This window comes from Methylobacter sp. Wu1 (assembly GCF_036553575.1).
In the GTDB taxonomy this organism is placed as follows: Bacteria; Pseudomonadota; Gammaproteobacteria; order Methylococcales; family Methylomonadaceae; genus Methylobacter.
In genome coordinates this window covers 49,881-68,427 of the sequence record NZ_JAZHOC010000020.1, presented here as the reverse complement: position 1 = coordinate 68,427, position 18,547 = coordinate 49,881, and the positions used below count along the sequence as shown (strand labels likewise).

Annotated in this window: 17 protein-coding genes; 7 read left to right on the top strand and 10 right to left on the bottom strand. The window is 55.7% G+C overall.

Annotation, left to right across the window (positions count from 1 at the left end; genetic code table 11):
• Positions 1–146: 146 nt before the first annotated feature.
• Positions 147–1,115: a hypothetical protein gene (locus V2P20_RS02015; RefSeq protein WP_331815571.1), complete on the top strand. Its 969-nt coding sequence runs from the start codon at positions 147–149 to the stop codon at positions 1,113–1,115.
• A 145-nt stretch (positions 1,116–1,260) separates the two neighbouring features.
• Here the strand turns inward: V2P20_RS02015 and V2P20_RS02010 are convergent, their stop codons facing one another.
• From V2P20_RS02010 to V2P20_RS02000, 3 genes are all read right to left on the bottom strand, one after another.
• Positions 1,261–1,656: a GFA family protein gene (locus V2P20_RS02010; protein WP_331815568.1), complete on the bottom strand. Its 396-nt coding sequence runs from the start codon at positions 1,654–1,656 to the stop codon at positions 1,261–1,263.
• Positions 1,657–1,693: 37 nt separating this feature from the next.
• Entirely contained in the window at positions 1,694–2,152 is a 459-nt protein-coding gene (locus V2P20_RS02005; protein WP_331815566.1) for a GNAT family N-acetyltransferase, read from the bottom strand.
• Positions 2,153–2,243: 91 nt separating this feature from the next.
• Entirely contained in the window at positions 2,244–2,798 is a 555-nt protein-coding gene (locus V2P20_RS02000; RefSeq protein WP_331815563.1) for an NADPH-dependent FMN reductase, read from the bottom strand.
• Positions 2,799–3,449: 651 nt separating this feature from the next.
• Between V2P20_RS02000 and V2P20_RS01995 the strand changes: the two genes are divergently transcribed.
• Complete coding sequence (locus V2P20_RS01995; RefSeq protein ID WP_331815561.1) at positions 3,450–3,863, top strand: glycine zipper family protein; 414 nt, start codon at positions 3,450–3,452, stop codon at positions 3,861–3,863.
• A gap of 241 nt (positions 3,864–4,104) precedes the next feature.
• Here the strand turns inward: V2P20_RS01995 and V2P20_RS01990 are convergent, their stop codons facing one another.
• The 5 genes from V2P20_RS01990 to V2P20_RS01970 are packed head-to-tail and all read right to left on the bottom strand — an operon-like array spanning position 4,105 to position 11,006.
• Positions 4,105–7,452: a response regulator gene (locus V2P20_RS01990; RefSeq protein WP_331815559.1), complete on the bottom strand. Its 3,348-nt coding sequence runs from the start codon at positions 7,450–7,452 to the stop codon at positions 4,105–4,107.
• Positions 7,453–7,467: 15 nt separating this feature from the next.
• The gene (locus V2P20_RS01985; RefSeq protein ID WP_331815556.1) at positions 7,468–9,276 is read right to left on the bottom strand and encodes a methyl-accepting chemotaxis protein; all 1,809 of its coding nucleotides are present in this window, start codon (positions 9,274–9,276) and stop codon (positions 7,468–7,470) included.
• A gap of 29 nt (positions 9,277–9,305) precedes the next feature.
• Positions 9,306–9,821: a chemotaxis protein CheW gene (locus tag V2P20_RS01980; RefSeq protein WP_331815554.1), complete on the bottom strand. Its 516-nt coding sequence runs from the start codon at positions 9,819–9,821 to the stop codon at positions 9,306–9,308.
• Positions 9,818–10,189 (bottom strand): response regulator, encoded by a 372-nt coding sequence (locus V2P20_RS01975; protein WP_194971827.1) that lies wholly within the window; start codon positions 10,187–10,189, stop codon positions 9,818–9,820. The genes V2P20_RS01980 and V2P20_RS01975 overlap by 4 nt, the downstream gene beginning before the upstream one ends.
• A 13-nt stretch (positions 10,190–10,202) precedes the next feature.
• A complete protein-coding gene (locus tag V2P20_RS01970) occupies positions 10,203–11,006 on the bottom strand; it encodes a response regulator (RefSeq protein ID WP_331815550.1) in 804 nt (267 codons plus the stop codon).
• 342 nt (positions 11,007–11,348) lie between these two features.
• On the opposite strand from V2P20_RS01970, the gene V2P20_RS01965 reads away from it, so the two are divergent.
• Positions 11,349–12,581 carry an MFS transporter gene (locus tag V2P20_RS01965; protein ID WP_331815548.1) on the top strand — a complete coding sequence of 411 codons (1,233 nt, stop codon included), beginning with the start codon at positions 11,349–11,351 and terminating at the stop codon, positions 12,579–12,581.
• Here the strand turns inward: V2P20_RS01965 and V2P20_RS01960 are convergent, their stop codons facing one another.
• A complete protein-coding gene (locus V2P20_RS01960; RefSeq protein ID WP_331815546.1) occupies positions 12,582–12,974 on the bottom strand; it encodes a diacylglycerol kinase in 393 nt (130 codons plus the stop codon).
• A 2-nt stretch (positions 12,975–12,976) separates the two neighbouring features.
• Positions 12,977–13,603: a phosphatase PAP2 family protein gene (locus V2P20_RS01955; RefSeq protein WP_331815544.1), complete on the bottom strand. Its 627-nt coding sequence runs from the start codon at positions 13,601–13,603 to the stop codon at positions 12,977–12,979.
• A 389-nt stretch (positions 13,604–13,992) separates the two neighbouring features.
• Between V2P20_RS01955 and V2P20_RS01950 the strand changes: the two genes are divergently transcribed.
• From V2P20_RS01950 to V2P20_RS01935, 4 genes are all read left to right on the top strand, one after another.
• Positions 13,993–14,445, top strand: a complete 453-nt coding sequence (locus V2P20_RS01950) for a DUF4112 domain-containing protein (RefSeq protein WP_331815543.1) — start codon at positions 13,993–13,995, stop codon at positions 14,443–14,445.
• A gap of 183 nt (positions 14,446–14,628) precedes the next feature.
• Complete coding sequence (locus V2P20_RS01945; protein WP_331815540.1) at positions 14,629–15,531, top strand: cation diffusion facilitator family transporter; 903 nt, start codon at positions 14,629–14,631, stop codon at positions 15,529–15,531.
• 273 nt (positions 15,532–15,804) lie between these two features.
• Positions 15,805–17,016: a UDP-N-acetylglucosamine 2-epimerase (non-hydrolyzing) gene (wecB, locus tag V2P20_RS01940; protein WP_331815537.1), complete on the top strand. Its 1,212-nt coding sequence runs from the start codon at positions 15,805–15,807 to the stop codon at positions 17,014–17,016.
• A 22-nt stretch (positions 17,017–17,038) separates the two neighbouring features.
• Entirely contained in the window at positions 17,039–18,505 is a 1,467-nt protein-coding gene (locus tag V2P20_RS01935) for a glycosyl transferase family protein (protein ID WP_331815534.1), read from the top strand.
• Positions 18,506–18,547: the final 42 nt, after the last annotated feature.

The window sequence follows — 18,547 nt, the reverse complement described above, 5'->3', positions numbered from 1 at the left end:
TTGGTAAACCGTATGGCTGCCGTATCTATAGTCCATTGCCACCTCCTTGGCCAGATTATCGCAGCTAAAGCTGACCGGCTAAAGCCGGTGGTTTAAACCTTATGATGGAAAATTAATTCCAGCGCTAAATGTCAGAGGAACGAGCCATGCCAACCCATCCGTTATTGAAGTCCGTTTTCTTGTTAATCTCGACGCTGATCATGGTAATAATGAATCACTCACTTGCCGCAAATGAGATGCAAGAAATCGGTGATTTGCCAAAGCAAAATACCATCCTTAGCGCAGCAGATCTGATGCCGGCCGGCGCTGCCAAAAGACGCCTCGATCATGCCAACGCCGCCGACATTACGAAGGATTCGCGTGCCGATGGTTACAATGATTTTCTTCGCCTGGTTTGGGTGCCGCCTGGAACAGCTGTGACATCGATCACGCTGGGTAAACGTGCTTTTTTCACTGCCGCTACGTTCTTCAAGCCGCCCGCGACAGTGGACGGTTTCCTGGATTTCATAGGCAACTTCTACCGGGATGGCCAGGATCTGGTGGTAATGCGCTGCCGCCCGACGCCTGAACAAAGACAGGTCGTAAACCCGCTGCTCGCCACATGGCCCAATGTACTGCCTGCCATTGCCGATGACCTTGGCGGCCCGGCCGGCAACTGCACTTCCCCGAACCTCAGTCCTGGCGAGCAACAGATCTGCAACGTGGCAAGACAGTATGAAGATGTGCCGCAAGACGTCTATATAAATGGCGTGAGAGAGATGGCGGAGCTTGCGGCCCATTTGTATGACACCCCGGAAAGCACGGACTCCCTGCGCAGTGACTACGGCATATTTCCGGCATTCACCGGTCTAGGCTTCGCCGTCCGGGGCAGCTCTGCCAACGGTGTAACACCGTTCATGACGACAGGTGAAATCCTGGCCGACTCAGTGGTGCCAGAGTATTTGCTGATTAACGCCAAACTGGAGGATGCCGCGTGCCGATGCGTGCAGGTGCCCGACTATGAGCAGCGCCATACCGCCCAAGTTGACTCAGACTTCATCTGGAAACGCGGTAAGCTCGATAACGGGGCATGTCGCCGAATCGACAGACTTCCAGCGAGTGCTCAAGCCTTTTAGTGTTCCCAACGCACCGACGGCATGCTCTCGGGCAAGCGACTATGGAGGCGGTGGCGCCCTAACTGATAAGAGGCTGCCGGCGCATCGTTTCGCGATTGATGCGCTTCTCTACGTCGTTTGGAGCCGTTACTTTCTGGCCTGCGCCTCACCGTCCCGGCTGCCATTCCGCATAAGCCGGCATATCTTCGTAGTCAAGCCATGGGACATCATGCGATGTCCAGATGTGCATCGAAGATTTGATGCCCGGGTCCTCATCAAGCGTCGCGATGCGGACGATCACATGAGGCTGGCCTATGCGTTCGGCGACCAGATGGGAGCCGCATACGGAACAGAAATGGCGCAGCTTTCCCGGAGACGACATGAAGGATGAAAGCCTGTTCTCACCCTGCAGCCAGCGGAAGTGCTTGCGCTTTACGCCAGCGGTGGAGGCAAACGGCGCTGCGTGCGCCTTTCTGCAAGTCTGGCAATGGCAGTGGCCGACAGGCATGTCAATGCTCTCGATTTCGTATTTAATGGTCCCGCATAAACAACTACCCTTCATTTTCATTCCTTGCTACCGATAGCGGTAGCCTCCAGTATTATTGAGCCGGAATGGCATAGTGATAGACAAAAAACTGTTCATCACGCCGCCAACCGGCCGATTGATATAGGGCTTGCGCCGTCTCGTTGCTTACCGCCGTTGACAGCGAAAGGCGCGCCGCAGCCAATGATTTGCCGAATTCCACCGCCGCTGCCAGCAGTAAGGAAGCAACGCCTTTACGGCGACTGCTCTCGCGCACAAAAAGGTCATTGAGCACAAAAGTTCTGGCAAGCGAGACAGACGAAAAGCTCGGATAAAGTTGGGCGAACCCGATGGCAGCGTTCGCGTCATGGGCGATAAACACGGCCGACTCGCCATGATTGAAACGGGCCAATAGAAACTCGCGCGCGGCACGAATATCGCTCTCGCGGCCATAGAATTGCCGATAGCTGTCAAACAAAGGCGCAAGCGCGTCAATATCCGACGCAACAGCCTGACGAATCGTAATGATGTTCATAACTCTCCTATTGATGGTTATCCAATGAAAATCCTGATTTCCGCTTCAGCAGCGGCGTGTTTTTACAAAACCTGCAAGCGGGCAAACGTCCTTAGCCGTTGCAGTCTTCAGCCCGATGAAACTCTATTGCGCGCCGGAAAGCCAGAACAGCTTCATGCAGCGCGGCGGAAATTCCGGGATCTGAGACAATCTCTAGCTCATCAAGTTTCGAACCAAGAATCGGCACGGTAATAGATGCCTCATCGATGATTCTGGCGGACATCACGGCGATTGTCTCTTTCAGGGCAGCCTGTGCATGAGTTGCCCGCGGCGAAGCATTGAGCAATGCGACGGGCTTGTTTACGAAAGCCTCGCAGCCCACCATCCAGTCCAGGGCATTTTTCATGACGCCGGTGACGCCATGCGCGTACTCCGGGCTCGCTATCAGCACTCCGTCTGCGCCGAGCAGGCGATTGCGCAAATCCGCTACCGCCGGCGGATCGATGGCTTCGATGTCCGGATTGAACAAAGGCAGCTTATCCATGCCGTTGTAGAGCTCAATCCGGACATCCGCCGGCGCCAGTTTCGAAACGGCGCGCAGCAGCGCGGTATTCAACGACGCCTTGCGCAGGCTGCCGCTGATGGCCAGTATTTTTGTCATTCGCATTGATTGTTCCTTAAGTGGGCTGTTCCCTGCATGATTTTACAGTTCATATCATCCAGGTCGAACAAGTGAGCCGGTGAATTCTTATATGAATGTCCATAAAACCGACCATTCCAATCTTGGAATGGCGTTTCAATACAATCATTCTAACACTTAAGATGTGTAACTGATGTTACGTAGTTGTAGGGTCGAATTCACGGTGCCTTTCAGGGTATTCGATCCGGGACGACCGAGACAGGCAGGCTGTGCGAATACCCGAAGGAGCACAAGTAGCCAAAGGGCATAAATGAATTCGACCCTACACTACAGATCCGATAAAACAAAACTTAGATCGATTCGCGCATAACATCATAACCTAAGGATTTTCTGTGGTTTCCGCCTGTCATATCCTTGAGATACTGGTGCTTGGCGCCTGCGGCAACGCATCCAGGAGGCATCGACGCGCACCAGAAAGCCAGGGAGGTATTTTTTGCTTGGCCTGAAGGTTTCGCAACTCATAGCAAAGCAATGGCTATTACCGCAGGTGATGATGTAGCATTGGCACTGTCCTGGCGCTATACCGGAATCGAGCCGGACGGATGAAAAGCCGATCTGCAGTTCCGGCGTTCGGCACAAGATCGCTTCCCCAATTATCCTCTGAAATAGGAGATTCTCATGTTCAAGATTTTTTTGATCCTTGTCGCTGCCCTGGCAGTGGAAGGCTGCGCATCGACTCGCCCGGTTCTTTATCCCAACGAATATTACAACTCCGTCGGCCCAACGGTCGCGAAAGGCGATATCGCGAACTGCATGCATCTCGCAGAGGCGGCCGGAGCCGATTCCAGCAGCGGCGCTGGAAATGCGGCAGCCAGGGCTGCCGGGGGCACTGCCATCGGCGCAGCATCAGGCGCCGTGGGAGGCGCGGTAGTGGGCTCAGCGGGCGCCGGATCGGCAGCCGGAGCGGTCGCTGGCTTAACCGGCGGACTGCTGAGCTGGCTATTCAGCAAGCCGCAGAGCAATCCTGCTTATGTAAACTTCGTAAACAGATGTCTTCAGGAGCGCGGATACGAGCCGGTCGGCTGGGAATAATAAACATTCCTGGACTTACGCATTTTGCTCTTCTGCTGCCGGTAGATAGTAGGATAAGGTGAACTAAAAATGAAAAAAAGCGGTTTTAAAAATGTGGGGGCGACTTTAGTCGCCCAGGCATAGAGGTGACTAAAGCCGCCCCCACTGGCTTGCGTAAATCCTGGCATATTGAAACGCAACAAGGTTGCGGAAATTGACAGAATGCCGCCGAACGTCAAGAAAGGCGCAGCATTTTTCCTTATCATGCCGCCTGAATCAGTTTTCGCTCTAACAGGCCGTTTAGCTTGATGATCAGATCGTCCTCGCTGAACGGCTTGGTCAAGTACAGCGTCACGCCGGCGTTATCGGCCTGATCGCGATGTTTTTCGCTGGAACGGGAAGTGATCATGATCAGCGGAATAGCCTTCAGGTCCGGCATCGCTCTCAAATAGCGGGTCAGTTCGATGCCGTTCATTCTCGGCATTTCCAGATCCGACAGAATGATGTCGGGCTTTTGGGCCTCGATTTTTTCAATCGCGTCGAGCCCGTCTATGGCTGTCTGTACCTCGAACCCGGCATCCTTCAGTAATTGCACGGTAGCCTTTCTGGCGGACAGCGAATCGTCGACAACCAGCGCCAGCGTTTTCGCCGCGTGCGGCCTGGCGGGCGTCAGTTCTGTGAATTGATCGGCATTCGCGCGTCTTTCGGCATCGGAAATAAGCTCGAATAGATCAATGACCGGCGCGATTTGGCCGCTGCCCAGCATTACGCCGCCCAGGACGCCGTAAACGCCTTTCAGGTAATCGCCGAAAGGACGGATCATCAGGTTTTTGTAACCGATGACCTGATCGACCAGCACAACTTGTTCCGCACCGTTGCGGGCCTTGAAAAGCAGGCCGGCAGCCTTGTCGGGCATCCGGTTTTTGCCTCCCAGCCCGAGCAGGTGATCCAACGTATCGGCCGAGTAGCGGCATTCCTCGACCTGGTAGTGAAAAGAGCCATCCGTTTCAACCTTCAGCCTGCCGTCCAGTGCGCAGAAAATATGCTCGATGCCGTGTTCCGACACCGCGTAGGTCTGACCGTCTATTTTGACCAGAATCATCGGCGCGTCATAGCGGTTAGAAGGCACGTTTATGGTTACGGACAGACCGCAACCAGGCTTCGAGGCCAGATCCATGACGCCGTTCATGCTCGCGACCTGCGCCTGAATGGCATCCATGCCGATGCCGCGTCCGGACACATGGCTGACCCGTTCCTTGGTCGAGAAGCCTGGGCGGAAAATCAGCCGTTGTATCTGCTCGTCTGATAGCGCCTGCTGATCCGTGATCCAGCCCCTGGCCTGCGCTGTCGCCCCTATTTTGGCCGTATCAAGGCCGCTGCCGTCATCCTCGCAGCTGATAGTGAGCGCGTTACGGTCGTTAGCAAAACTCAGCCTTATGGTGCCCTGTCCCGGCTTGCCGGCCTGCACGCGGCTTTCCGGCGCTTCGATGCCGTGATCGACGGCATTGCGCAGCAGATGCATCAGGGCATCGGTCAGGCCATTGAGGATTTCGCTGTCGATCAGGGTATTTTCACCGCTGATTTGCAGCTCGACTTCCTTGCCGGTCATTCTGGCGGTCTGCCTGACGATGCGCTGGCAGCGCGGGACGATCCTCTGCACAGGTACCAGCCGCAGGTTCTGCACGTGTTCCAGATGCTCTTTCTGCACGTTGCGCTGTTCGATCAGGAGGTTCTTGCCGTCAAGCAATTGCCGGTGCATTTGCGCATTCTGCTCGCGCACGTCGGCCGCTGCCTCGGCCAGACGGCTGAGGCAGGTATGCACTTCGCTGTACTGCTCCAGCTCCAGTGTATCGAAGACCTGACTGCCGCGGCTGTCCCTGGCTGTCACGCTTTGTATATTGACCAGCCGGTCCATCTCGGCGACCAGCTCGCTGAGCCGCCAAGTCAGTTCGCGGACTTCGTCGCTGCCGTTCAGCAAATTGCCGATTTTGTCATGCACCCGCTCGCCGATACTGCCCGCTTCGGCGGCCACTTCGATGATCTGATCGAGCATGACTGACGGAATGTGCGTCTTGGCCTTGGCCCGATCGTCATCATGACCGGTATTTTCCGTTTCCGCCGGCACATCCGCTTTGGGGGCTCCATTCGAAACATCCAGGCCGGTCAAGCCTTCCTTCTTGATCCGGTAATCCCAGTCCAGAACCTGTTGCAAAACGGCCAGCGCCTGTTCCGGCGCCGTGCCCTCGCCTTGCAGGCACTCGGACATGGCGGCCACACAATCGGCCGCATCGAGCAGCACGGTCCCGAGTTCCCTGCCGGGCAGCGCCTGTTCCGTGTTGAGCGCTTCCAGAATCGCTTCAAGGCAGTGCGTCAGATTGGCGATGCCGTGAACGCCGATCGTGTTGCAGGCCCCTTTCAAGGTATGGGCGATGCGCTGCGCCTCCAATAGCCGCGACTGTGAGGCATCGGCGCCGATAATGGCCAGAATGGCCGCCGAGAAATTTTCCGTCAAAACCGGCAATTCATGCAGCAAGGCCTGCACCAGTTCGCCGTCGACCTCGCCCGGTATTGCCAGCGATACGTCATCCGGCCCGGCGATGGTTCTTTCGAGACGGGCGCGCTGCGCAGCGGAATCGGTCACGGATACGTTAAGCGCCTCGAATAAGCTGCCTTGCATCGCATCCGGCAGCGGCCGGCGCCAGCCCGGCTCATGCAGATGCCGGACCAGCGCGCTACAGTGCGTGTCATTACCGATGTCGGTCAGATATTCCTGAATCAGGATCAGCGCTATGCCGAAAAGATTGCATTCCGCGTCATAGTCATGGTCGTCAGCCGCCTTGGCGACGACATTCAGCCAGAGTCTTCTGAATACATAGCTTAGACCGAACAGACCTACCGTTTCGCAGGCTTTGTTGATATTTTCCAGCAAAAAATCGTTGGCGCTTAAGGACTGCTGATAGTCGGTCAGCGATGCGCAATTGAACTTGGCCAGCGTATGAGTCAGGTCATCGGCGACCTTGCCGAATACATCGCTGATCATATGCACCAGAGCCAGGTCTACCGGCTCGACCGGCCTGTCGGCCAGCGGTTCTATGAACGGCTCGTCATCATTCTGGAGCCCGATGTCATCGTGAATGACTTCTTCCGATGACGGCACGGTCGGGGCTGCCGTCATGAACTCCGCGAATTCAACCAAGCCATTGATCAGCTCGGCCGCATCGTCCTCATGCAAAGGCTCCTGCCATGCAGGGTCATGCAGCAGCGAAACCCAGGCGGCAATAACTTTTTCATCTGCCGGCGCCTGCAGGTAATGACGACAGGCTTCGTGCCAACGCCGCAACAGGGACTGCTCCGACGCGGGCAATCCGTTTTCACGGCTTGCGAGCAAGAGATCCAGGTTTTCGGCGTATAAAGCGATCAGATCCATCAGGGCCGGCGTGCCGGCTTCGACAAGCTGCTCGGCCAGGATTTGCCAGCCTTCGCAGAGCTGCTCGGCCAGTTCCTGGCGGCTTTCATCGCTGTTAGCCGCCAGCAGTTCCTCCAGTTGAAGATCGAGCTGATCCAGCGTTGATCTGAATGGTTCCAACACGCTCATTGAATCTTGCGACATACAGTGGGCTCGTTATCAGGCGGGCAGTCTGAACACGCGGACTTTTTTCAGCAGTGTCTCGGCGTCATTAACCAGGCCTTCTGAAAGCTGTGATTGCGCCTGTAGCTGGATATGAGTTTTTTGGGTGCTTTGCTGAATCACCGTGGCGCGCTCTTTCAGGATCTGCCCCAGTTTGACCTGCTTCATGGCTTTGTCGGCAATGTCGTGAACATACTCGACCAGCTTCACGGTCACGTTACGCGTGTCTTTCATGCGGTCGCCCGCCTCTTCGGCCAGCCTCGTGCCTTCAACGACCTGCGTGATTACATCGTTCATCGTGTTGACGGCGTCGGCCGTGTCGACCTGGATGTTTTTCACCAGCAGCGAGATTTGGCCGGTCGCTTCGCGTGAGCTTTCCGCCAGCCGTTGCACCTCGTTCGCGACGACCATGAAGCCCCGTCCCGCTTCGCCGGCCTGCGCAGCCTGCATGCCGGCGTTCAGCGCCAGCACGTGCGTGCGCTCGGCGATTTCGTTGATGATGTTGACGGCGCCGGTGATTTCCTGCGAACGCTCGCCAAGCCGCTTGATCCGCTTTTCGATCTCGCGGATGATCTCGCGGATCTTGTTGATGCTCTGTACGGTGTCGGTCACGGCCTGCAGCGCCGTGTCGGTGGCCTGCATGGCCTCCTTGGACGAGGTGTTCGTGGTCTGGGAAATGCGCGCAACATTCAGCATCATCATTACCGCCGAATTCAGCTCCTCAAGCATTTTCTCCGTCTCCATCCTTTCCTGCTCGGCGAAAACCATGACCGCATCGGACTGGCTTTTCACCTTGCTGGACGACAGGTTGACGCGCTCCGACACATGGTTCACATCCTTCAGCGTCGATGCCGTCTCCTGAGCCAGCAGGTTGATCGCATCCGACAGTGTGCCGGTGATGTCTTCGGAAACCGGAATATGGACGGTCAGATCCCGCTGACTCAAACGGGCGACTGACTGCAGCAAGGCGATGACCGAGCTGTTCAGCTCGGCTCTGGCCCTTTCCGAAGCGGCCAGTTTCTCGGCCCGCTCGTCCAGCAGCGCGTCGAAGCTGCGGGCCAGGATGCCGATTTCGTCTTTGGCGTCGACTTTGGCGCGCGCCTCGTAGTCACCCTGGGAAATCTTGTTCACCAATGCCGTCAGGAACCGGACCGGTTTCAGGACGCTGAACTCGACGACCGCCACATACAGGCTGATCAGCAGGAAGACCAGAGCCAGGCCGATGGTGGCTGTTTCCCGCTTGAACTGCGCTATCGATTCTTCCGTCGTTTTGGCGGTCTGGATTTTCAAACGCTGGGCCTGTTCGGCAATATGCTGAATCGCATCCGTCGGGGCGCGGTCGATGCCGCGCACCTTGATATCGACATCGCGATAACCGAGGCCGTCTTTATTCATGAATAATAACGGAATCGCCGCATGGTAAAGTGCGGTCAGACGATCATGCTCGACCAGAAACTGGTCGGCGGCCTTGATAATATCGGGATGTCCCTCGGCGAGCCTGCGCAGTTGCCTGACGGTGCTTTGGGTTTGCAGACGCATGTCCTCGAACTGGGCGCTGTATTTGTCATAGTCCTTTTGCACATGGCCTCGGATCAGCATGTTTTTCCATTCCTGCACCTGTTTCTTGAACAGGACTGTAGCCTCCAGGGACAGATTGGCAATTTTATTGGCCTGCTCGTTGCTTCGAGCCATTTCTTCGGAATAAGAATCCATGCGTTCGAAGGCGTAATAACCTAGCACGGCCAGGACCGCCAGCATCAACAGAAAGGCACCGTGAAGCTTGAGTCGTATACTTAGATTTTTCATGTTTTTGATTATTGTTCAATCAGATATTGTCAACAGGACTTCGCGTTTTCAGCGAGAAACGTGAAAAAATCCGTTTTGTTGAAGGCCAACCAAACCGTCTCTTGTTGCCGATAAGCCTTGCTGACCTGAGCGGCGATCAGGTCAGGTACCGGCACATCCGCTGCCGATATTTCCATGAGTCCCGTCAGCCACTGCGGCGAGGCTTTCAACACGAAACCCAGCGCCTGTTTGCCTTGATCCAGGACCAGCACCATCGGTTTGTTGAGATCGGCCGGCGCCTGGAGCAACAGCGCATGCAGATCGAAAACCGGAATCAGGTTGCTGCGCAACGCCATGACGCCCGGCATCCAGTTCCGGGTATGCGGGATTGGCCGGATTTCCGGGTTCATGACGATCTCGCCGGGGCACTGTTCGGGAAACAGAAAGCCTAAAGGGCCTATCCTGAAGCCATAGCGTTGCATGCCCTGAGCCGCATTGGGCGAAACAACAGGGTCGATGTATGAATCCGGCAGCTTGGCCTCGGTTTCTTCGAGCAGCGCGCTCACCGCTCGAACACCTTTATCTGGTCCAGAATCTCATTTTTCAGATAGGGCTTGGTGATATAGGCCTTGCCTCCCTGCAATTGGGCCCAGACTTTATCGGCCTGCTCGCCCTTGCTGGACAGAAAGATCACCGGAATATCCCGGGTAGCCTCATCATTGGCCAGTTTGCGGCAGGCCGTGAAGCCATCGACTTCCGGCATGACGATATCCATGAAAATCAGGTCGGGCTTGCCGTTGACTGCGATGGCCTCAATCGCGGCTTTGCCTGAGTGCGCCGTCATGACTTCGTATCCGGCCTCGGTCAGGATGTTTTTCAGATTGCTCAGTTCGACAACCATGTCGTCGACGCATAAAATTTTTCTAATCGCCATCGCGGCTCCCTTTTTATTGTTTTTTGTAATTGCTCAGCCAGTTCATGATGCGGTCCAGCATGTTCTGGAACTCATCCGACTTGATCGGCTTGGTGATGTAATTCGTGCAGCCGGCCATGACGCCTTTAACTTCATCCAGCGGCGAAGTCCTGGCCGACAGCATGATGATCGGTGTTTTCTTCATCTCGGCGATTTTCCTGATCCGGCCGCAGGTTTCGTAGCCGTCCATGCCCGGCATCATGACATCGAGAAAAATGAAATCGTAGGTTCTTGCCGCCACCCTGGCCAGGGCCCGTTCGCCGCTCTCGGCGAAATCGACGCTCAACGGCAAAGATGCCTTCCCCAGTTCCAGCGCGATGGTTTTCTGCATCAGTTCGCTGTCGTCCACTACAAGAACGGCATAAGCATAGGTCTTGTGCTGCGGGGCTCTGGCATCGGCCACGTAGTTATTGGCTTCGTAGGGCCGTTCGCTGTTGACGAAGGCCTGTCTGTTGCCGGCAGGGATTTTGACTTGGTCGAGTACACGAATGACCCGGGTCGCCAGCAGCAGACCTTTAATATGATAATCGGAGCCTTCGGGTTTGTCGGACTGACCGACGGTCACGACCGGAGTTTCAGGATGCGCGGCATCGATAGAGGCTTCACTGCCGGATAATGCCTTATTATCGATATCGACAATCAACAGGTCGGCTCGATCAGTCAGTTCTGCAATAGAGTAAGTGCGCTCCCGGTTTCCTGTCGCTTGAAAAATTTTCTCGATTTTTTCGGCATTTTTTTCAGAAAACCCCCGCAACCCCACTTTCAAGTTTTTTGTCATTATTTGTCTTGCCCCAGCATGGTTAGTCCTGAACAACCCCGCTCCATGGGAGCCGAAACTCTATCAGCGCTATATGACGATTTTGTTACAGAAGAGAATCAGCTACAGTTAAATCTGAAAAATGTGAGACAGTCGCGATTTTTCACAAGTTGGCTTTGAATCAGATAGGTTTTTTTATGGCTTAATCCTGTAAGCCTTTACAAAGCATGTTCAATAAAGGCCAAACCGGCCTTGCGATGTACGAGTTGGAGGTCAACTTGCCGCATGATGGTAAACTTACGCGTTCCTGTGCCTGCGCTTGCGGCACGTGCTTTTGAATACAGCTTTATTAAGGTCACCCTCATGTCAAAATCCCTGAACGGATTCGGCGCGCTGCGTCATCGTAACTTCGCTCTGTATCTGAGCGCAAAACTGCTCGCCACAATCGCCGTGCAAATGCAGCTCGTCGCCGTGGGCTGGCAGATTTATGCGCTCAGCGGCGATGTCATGGATCTGGGCCTGGTCGGTCTGTCGCAATTCGCGCCTTTCGCCGTGCTGATCCTGATTGCGGGACAGGCCGCGGATCACTGGAACCGGCACCGGATCATCACGTTGTGCTTTGTTGTGGAAATGCTCTGCGGCCTGCTGTTGCTGGGCTTTTCTCTGGCAGGGCTGAAAGAAGTCTGGCCGGTGTTTGCGGTCATGGCGCTGTACGGTTCGGCGCGCGCGTTCATGATGCCGGCCAGTCAGGCCATCGTGATCAATCTGGTGCCGCCCGAGCGTTTCGGCAACGCCGTGGCGCTGAACTCCTCGCTGTATCATGTCGCCGTTATCGTCGGCCCTTCACTGGGCGGATTGCTGTATCTGGCCGGGCCCGAAACGGTCTACGCTGTCGTTGCCGGCCTCCTGGCGCTGTCGGCGCTGCTGATGCTGTTTATCCGCACTGACAGGAATGCGGCTGCAAGCCGGCAGCCGGTTTCCTGGCATACACTGCTGGAAGGCATGCGTTTCGTGCGTGCCAAGCCGATCATACTGGGCGCGATTTCGCTGGATCTGTTTGCCGTGCTGTTCGGCGGCGCAGTCGCATTGCTGCCGGTCTATGCCCGCGACATCCTGCATATCGGCCCGCACGGCCTGGGCCTGCTGCGCACGGCGCCGGCCGTCGGCGCGGCGGCGACGGCCGTGCTGCTGGCCTGGCTGCCGATCACGCGCCGGGTCGGGCGCTGGATGTTCGGCGGCGTGGCGCTGTTCGGCTTGGCGACGGTGGTGTTCGGCCTGTCCAGAGACTTTTACCTATCGCTGCTGATGCTGTTCCTAATGGGCGCCGGCGACATGGTCAGCGTCTACATCCGTCATCTGCTCGTGCAGCTTGAAACGCCGGATGCGATCCGGGGCCGCGTCAGCGCCGTCAATTCGGTGTTTATCGGCGCCTCCAATGAGCTGGGCGAATTCGAATCCGGCATTACCGCCGCCTGGTTCGGGCTGGTGCCGGCCGTGGTCATCGGCGGCGGCGCCACGCTGCTCATCACGCTGTTGTGGATCGGCCTGTTTCCCTCGCTGCGCCGTATCGACCGCTTTCCTCAGCCGCAGCACTGATTAGCCTGGCCTGATCACGAACCATAACCGGCCCAGCTCCGATACGATCACCACGACCCAGATCAGAATGCTGATGCCGGCCGCGGCCGCCGCAATGTCTTTGATGACTTTGATTTTCTGGTTCTCCCGGTTTTCGACGAAATCGCACAGGGTCTCGATGGTCGTGTTGAACATTTCAGCGATGAGCATGAGGCCGGTCGCCGAAAATACCGACAGGAAATCGATCCACTGGCGAAAATAGAAGCATACGGCCAGAACAGCGATCGACAGCAGGACTTTGTAAGCGACGCTGAAATCATACAGGATGGCGTAGCGCAGCCCTGAAAGGATGATCTTGAATTTTTGCAGGGGATGATAACCGCTCTGCCCCGTGCCCAGGAATTTGTGGCGCATGCTCAAGTGACTCTGATGCCGATCGTATTCAGAAGATGTGCGACGCCCATAATCCACAGCAGCGCCAGCACCAGGCCTGCCAGGACATCCGAGGGGTAGTGCACCTGCAGATAAAGGCGCGACAATGCGACCATGACGGCGACCGGCGCCGCAATGACGAGAAACCAGAATGCCCTTTGGATATCGAGCCGCCTTAGGATCAGGTAAACCGTGATTACGAAAGCCATGACCTGTGCGGTATGGGCGCTCGGAAACGAGGCATTGAGAGGCATCGTGCCAATAAACGGAAACTCATCCGGCCGCACACGCTGAAACAGATATTTGGCCAAGTGCGCAATCAGGCTTGCTCCTCCCAGACTTAAGGCCAGGAACCATGCGTCGCCCGAATGACCGCTCCTGATCAGAAACCATATAATGAACGCCGTTACCGGCATCAGAAAATAAAGCGATCCGAAATGGGTGAAGAACAGGAACAGCCGATCCAGCCAGAGGCTGCGAAGCTGCGAAATATGGGTAAGAACGATCTTGTCCCATAGAAAAGGCGGCGAGCTGAAGTGTTCGATAATGAGCAGCAACACGACCATCATCAGCCACAGAACCAGGGTTGTCGTCAGTTTGGATAAAGTCATAGAGCCGCCTTGAAAGCCGGTCGCGCTGCGCGACAGCGTTGATTGTCAGGTGGAGCAGGACTCTCTGCATTGTTTTGATACCGGTGTGCGGCAATCGTTCCGATGCCTGCCGGTGTTCCCGACTGCTCGTAAAGCGGCTGTTTATGTACGCAATCGCACAGACTGCGTTTAGTCAGGCAGATATTTTTATTGGCAATATAGCGCGGTTTAAAAGCAGACAATCGCAGCCCAGGAGACATGAGTCAATGGATCAATTGAACTGCAGCCGGACGGGGCATGTTGCCCCGTCCGAAATGTTTAGCACCGGTTAAGCACATTTCCTTAACCCAGGCACCGCAGAGACGTCATGGGCGGGGTAACAAACCCCGCCCCACTTGCGAGGCAATTAAATGGACCAATTGAAGAAACTGGAGCAGCTGGCCAGGCTGCTGGACAACTCATTCCGTATTCCAGGCACATCGTTCGGGATGGGGCTCGACAGCCTGATCGGCCTGATCCCCGGCATAGGCGATTCAGCGGGCGGGATTTTATCCACTTACATTATCTGGCAGGCTGCCAGAATGGGCGTCCCCCGCGTTGTGCTTATGCGCATGGGCGTCAACGCCATCTTTGACGCGATTCTGGGAGCGATCCCTTTTTTCGGCGACATCTTCGACATCGCGTTTAAAGCCAACCAGAAAAACGTCCAGTTGTTGAACAAATACTATCAGTCCCCGCAAGCTACGGTTGAGAGAAATACCGTTTCAATCGCGCTTATAGCGCTGTCCATTATCGTCGTAGTCGGACTCGTCGCCTGGCTGACGATCAAGCTGCTTGCCTGGCTGATCCACGCTATCGGTTAAGCAGGCTGCCGACATGTCCTGAGCCTCCAGGCTAGAGCCAATAGAAGCGATTTAACGATTTGCCGGATTTCAGTTTTATTTGCTACGATCCGTCCTATACTTATCTTGATAATCCGTTAAGCGCCAGAAGCATCGGCTGCTTTATGAGCCTGTATTTTTAATCCAACCCGGCCGGCAACAGTCATGTCACACTCCAGTTCAACCACCGCCGTTTTGTATGCATTGGCTGCCAATCTCGGTATCACGATCGCCAAGGCGGGAGCCGCTTTCTGGACAGGCTCGGGCTCGCTGCTGGCCGAGGCGATCCATTCCCTGGCCGATTCCGGCAATCAGATATTGCTATTGATCGGCATGCGGCGCTCGAAAAAACAGGCAACTCCACTTCACCCCATGGGGTTCGGGCGCGAGGCCTATATCTGGTCCATGATGGTCGCGATTACCTTATTCTCGGTCGGCGGCGTGTTTTCGGTTTACGAAGGCTGGCTGCGCTATATGAATCCGCATGAGGTTGAAAATGCTGAGGTTGCGTTTCTTATCCTGGTGATAGCGGTCGCGCTGGAATCGTTCTCGCTGAATGGCGCGCTGGCGGCCCTAAAAGAAGAAAAAGGCGAGCGCACACTGTGGCAATGGTTTAAAGAGACGCATTCCAGCGAGCTGATGGTGATTACCGGCGAGGATGTAGCCGCCTTGGCAGGACTCCTCATCGCGATGGTCATGCTGGGCCTGACGATGCTTACCGGCAATACCGCGTTCGATGCCGCCGGCTCCATGCTGATCGGCCTGTTATTGATCTGTGTTGCAATAATCGTCGGCCGGGAAGTGCATTCATTGATTCTGGGCGAGAGCGCCGAGGGCATCCACGACAGCATCAAACAGTATCTGGAAAACCAGCCCTGCGTGCGGCAGGTCCTGAATCTGTGGGCGATCCACCACGGCAACAGCGTCATGGTTATGATCAAAGCTGAGCTGACTCCCGACCTGGTCGTCATCGATGCAGTCGATAAAATCAATGCCATGGAAAGACAAATCAAAGAGGCGCATCCAAGCGTGAAGTGGATATTCTTCGAGATCGATAACGAGGATTAAACGCTGGATCGCCCCGGCATGGATTTCAGAAAGACGTCAATGATATTGCATCAAACGTCTATCAGCGCCTTCGGTACGCACATCACGGCATGCCTGCAGCGTCACAACCGTCATTTCGGTGATGGCGTTGCTTAAAATGACAAACGCCACCTGACCTAATCCAATGAACAGGCGTTATTGAACCAGAGGCTGAGTTGCAACTTTTGCCGACGGCATTGCTCGAATTGGAATACAGAAAATTCGCGCATTCGTTGAAATGATGAAGGGGATGGCATGATTCCTCATAAAAAACGCATAGCCGTCATCATGGGCACCCGACCTGAAGCCATCAAAATGTCGCCGGTCGTCCATGCCTTGAAGAAGCGCTCCGGCGCACTGGAAACCCTGGTGATTTCCACGGGACAGCACCGGCAAATGCTGGATCAGGTCCTGTCGCTTTTTCATATCACGCCTGACGTGGACATGCATATCATGCAGCCCGACCAGACGCTGGCCGACCTGACCGCCCGCGTGCTGGTCGAGAGCCGCAAGGTGTTTGCCGAGATAAAACCGGAACTCCTGCTGGTGCAGGGCGATACGACCACGGTGTTCGCGGCGGCGTTGGCGGCCTTTTACTTCAGGATCCGCGTCGGCCATGTGGAAGCCGGCCTGCGCAGCCATGATCTCTACAATCCTTTTCCCGAGGAGCTGAACAGGCGGCTGACCAGCCTAGTGACCGACTTGTACTTTCCGCCGACGCTGCTGGCGCGCAACAATCTCCTGCAGGAAGGCGTGCGCCCGGAACAGGTCGTCGTCACCGGCAATACCGTCATCGATGCGCTCTACTCGCTGCTCAACCGCCCCTACTCATTGGCCGACTCGCCGCTGAAGGACATTCCCTTCGAAGGCCACCGCGTGCTGCTGGTTACTTCGCACCGGCGCGAGTCGCTGGGCGAGGACCTGGTCCATACCTGCGAGGCGATCAAGGATCTGGTGAATCGTTTTCCCGATCTGCTGGTGGTTTACCCGGTGCATCTGAATCCGAACGTGCGCGGCACGGTCTTTAAGCTGCTGGCGAGTGTGCCGCGCGTGCATCTGCTGGACCCGCTGGATTATCTGAATTTCATTAACCTGATGCAGCGGTCCTATGTCATTTTGACCGACTCCGGCGGCGTACAGGAAGAAGCGCCCAGCCTCCATAAACCGCTGCTGGTGATCCGCCGCGTCACCGAGCGACCCGAAGCCTTCGAAGCGGGGCTGTCCAGGGTCATCGGCAACGCCCGGGAAAACATTGTTTCCGAAGTCAGCCGGCTGCTGACGGATAAAGAGGCCTATCAGGCTATGAGCACCGGCGCCAATCCATACGGCGACGGCCATGCTTCCGAGCGCATTGCGAAAGCGGTCGTGAACTGGGCCCGGAAAAAACCGGCGCTGCTCTCCGAGGACACGCAATTCAAGCCCCGCTATATACCCAAGAGATTACATGCAGGCAGACCTTTGATCTGAAAAAACAGGGAGGAAGCCGAATATGACCCCGCTGGACTTGAACGAATGGGTTGCGTACCTGCTGGTGCTGATGAAGGGCTTGCTGGCTTTTGCCAGTACCGTCTTTTTAATCAGCGGCCTGGACGATCTGTTTATCGATCTCTGGTACGTGATCAGGGGCCTGTATCGCCGTTTTTTCATACCCTCGTATAATCCGTTGACCACGGAGCAGTTGCTGTCGATCCCCGAGCAGCCTATCGCGATCATGCTGCCGGCCTGGGACGAATCGGCGGTAATCAGGCCGATGCTGATGAATACCTTGCGGACGCTGAATTACCAAAACTACCATATCTTCGTCGGCGTTTACCCCAATGACCCCGCGACGCGCCGGGAAGTCGAGCGCGTCATGGAACAATACGCCAACGTGCACATTGCGACCTGCGGCAGCGACGGCCCCACCAACAAGGCCGACTGCCTGAACTGGATATGCCAGGAGATCCGCCGGCTCGAAAAAAAAGAGGACATTCGGTTTGTGGCGTTCATCATGCAGGATTCGGAGGATGTCATTCACCCGCTCTGCTACAAGCTGGTCAACTACATGTTTCCCCAATTCGACATGGTCCAGCTGCCCGTGCTTTCGCTGCCGAGAAAACCGTGGCAATTGACCGGCGGCCACTATCTGGATGAGTTTGCGCAGCTGCATCAAAAGGATCTTGTCGTCCGCGAATCGATCAGCCATTCGCTGCCTGCCGCGGGCGTGGGCTGCGCGTTCAGTCATCGGGCGCTGGAAACGGTTGCCCGATACAATAACAATGAAATCTTCAGCGTCAATTCATTAACGGAAGACTACGACTTCGGGCTGCGGCTGAGAAAATACGGGCTGAAACAAATATTCGTCAAATTTTTCACGACGCGCACGGAGGTGCGGCGCAGTTTCTGGACGCGCCGTCCCAAGGAAGTCCAGGTGCCGGAGCTGGTCTGCATCCGCGAATATTTCCCCGACCGTTTCTGGGCTTCCGCCCGGCAAAAATCCCGCTGGGTGCTGGGCATCTGCCTGCAGGGATGGAAGAATCTCGGCTGGGAAGGCGACCTGGCGACCAAGTACATGCTCTACCGGGATCGAAAAGCCCTGCTGACCAATCTGGTCAACATGCTTGGCTATGTGATCGTGCTGGTAGTCGTGCCTATCTGGATCAACAGCCTGATCGATCCGGAAGCCTATCGTTATCCGCCGCTGGTCGTTCCCGGCTCCTGGGTATGGTATGTGCTGCTGGTCAATGCCGTTCTGTTTGTGATACGGATCGTGGTACGGGCTTACTTTACGGGTCGACTTTATGGATTCGGTCAGGCGATGCTGTCCTTCCCTCGCATGATCTGGGGAAATTTCATTAATTTTCTCGCCACCATGCGGGCGATTTCTCAATATCTGAAGTATTTGCGTACCGGCAAAACCATAGCCTGGGATAAAACGGCGCACGTTTATCCTGAAATTGATGACATTTCTCACTGATTAAGGTTTCGGTTAAAAATAACTTTCCGGTTTGTCGATGAA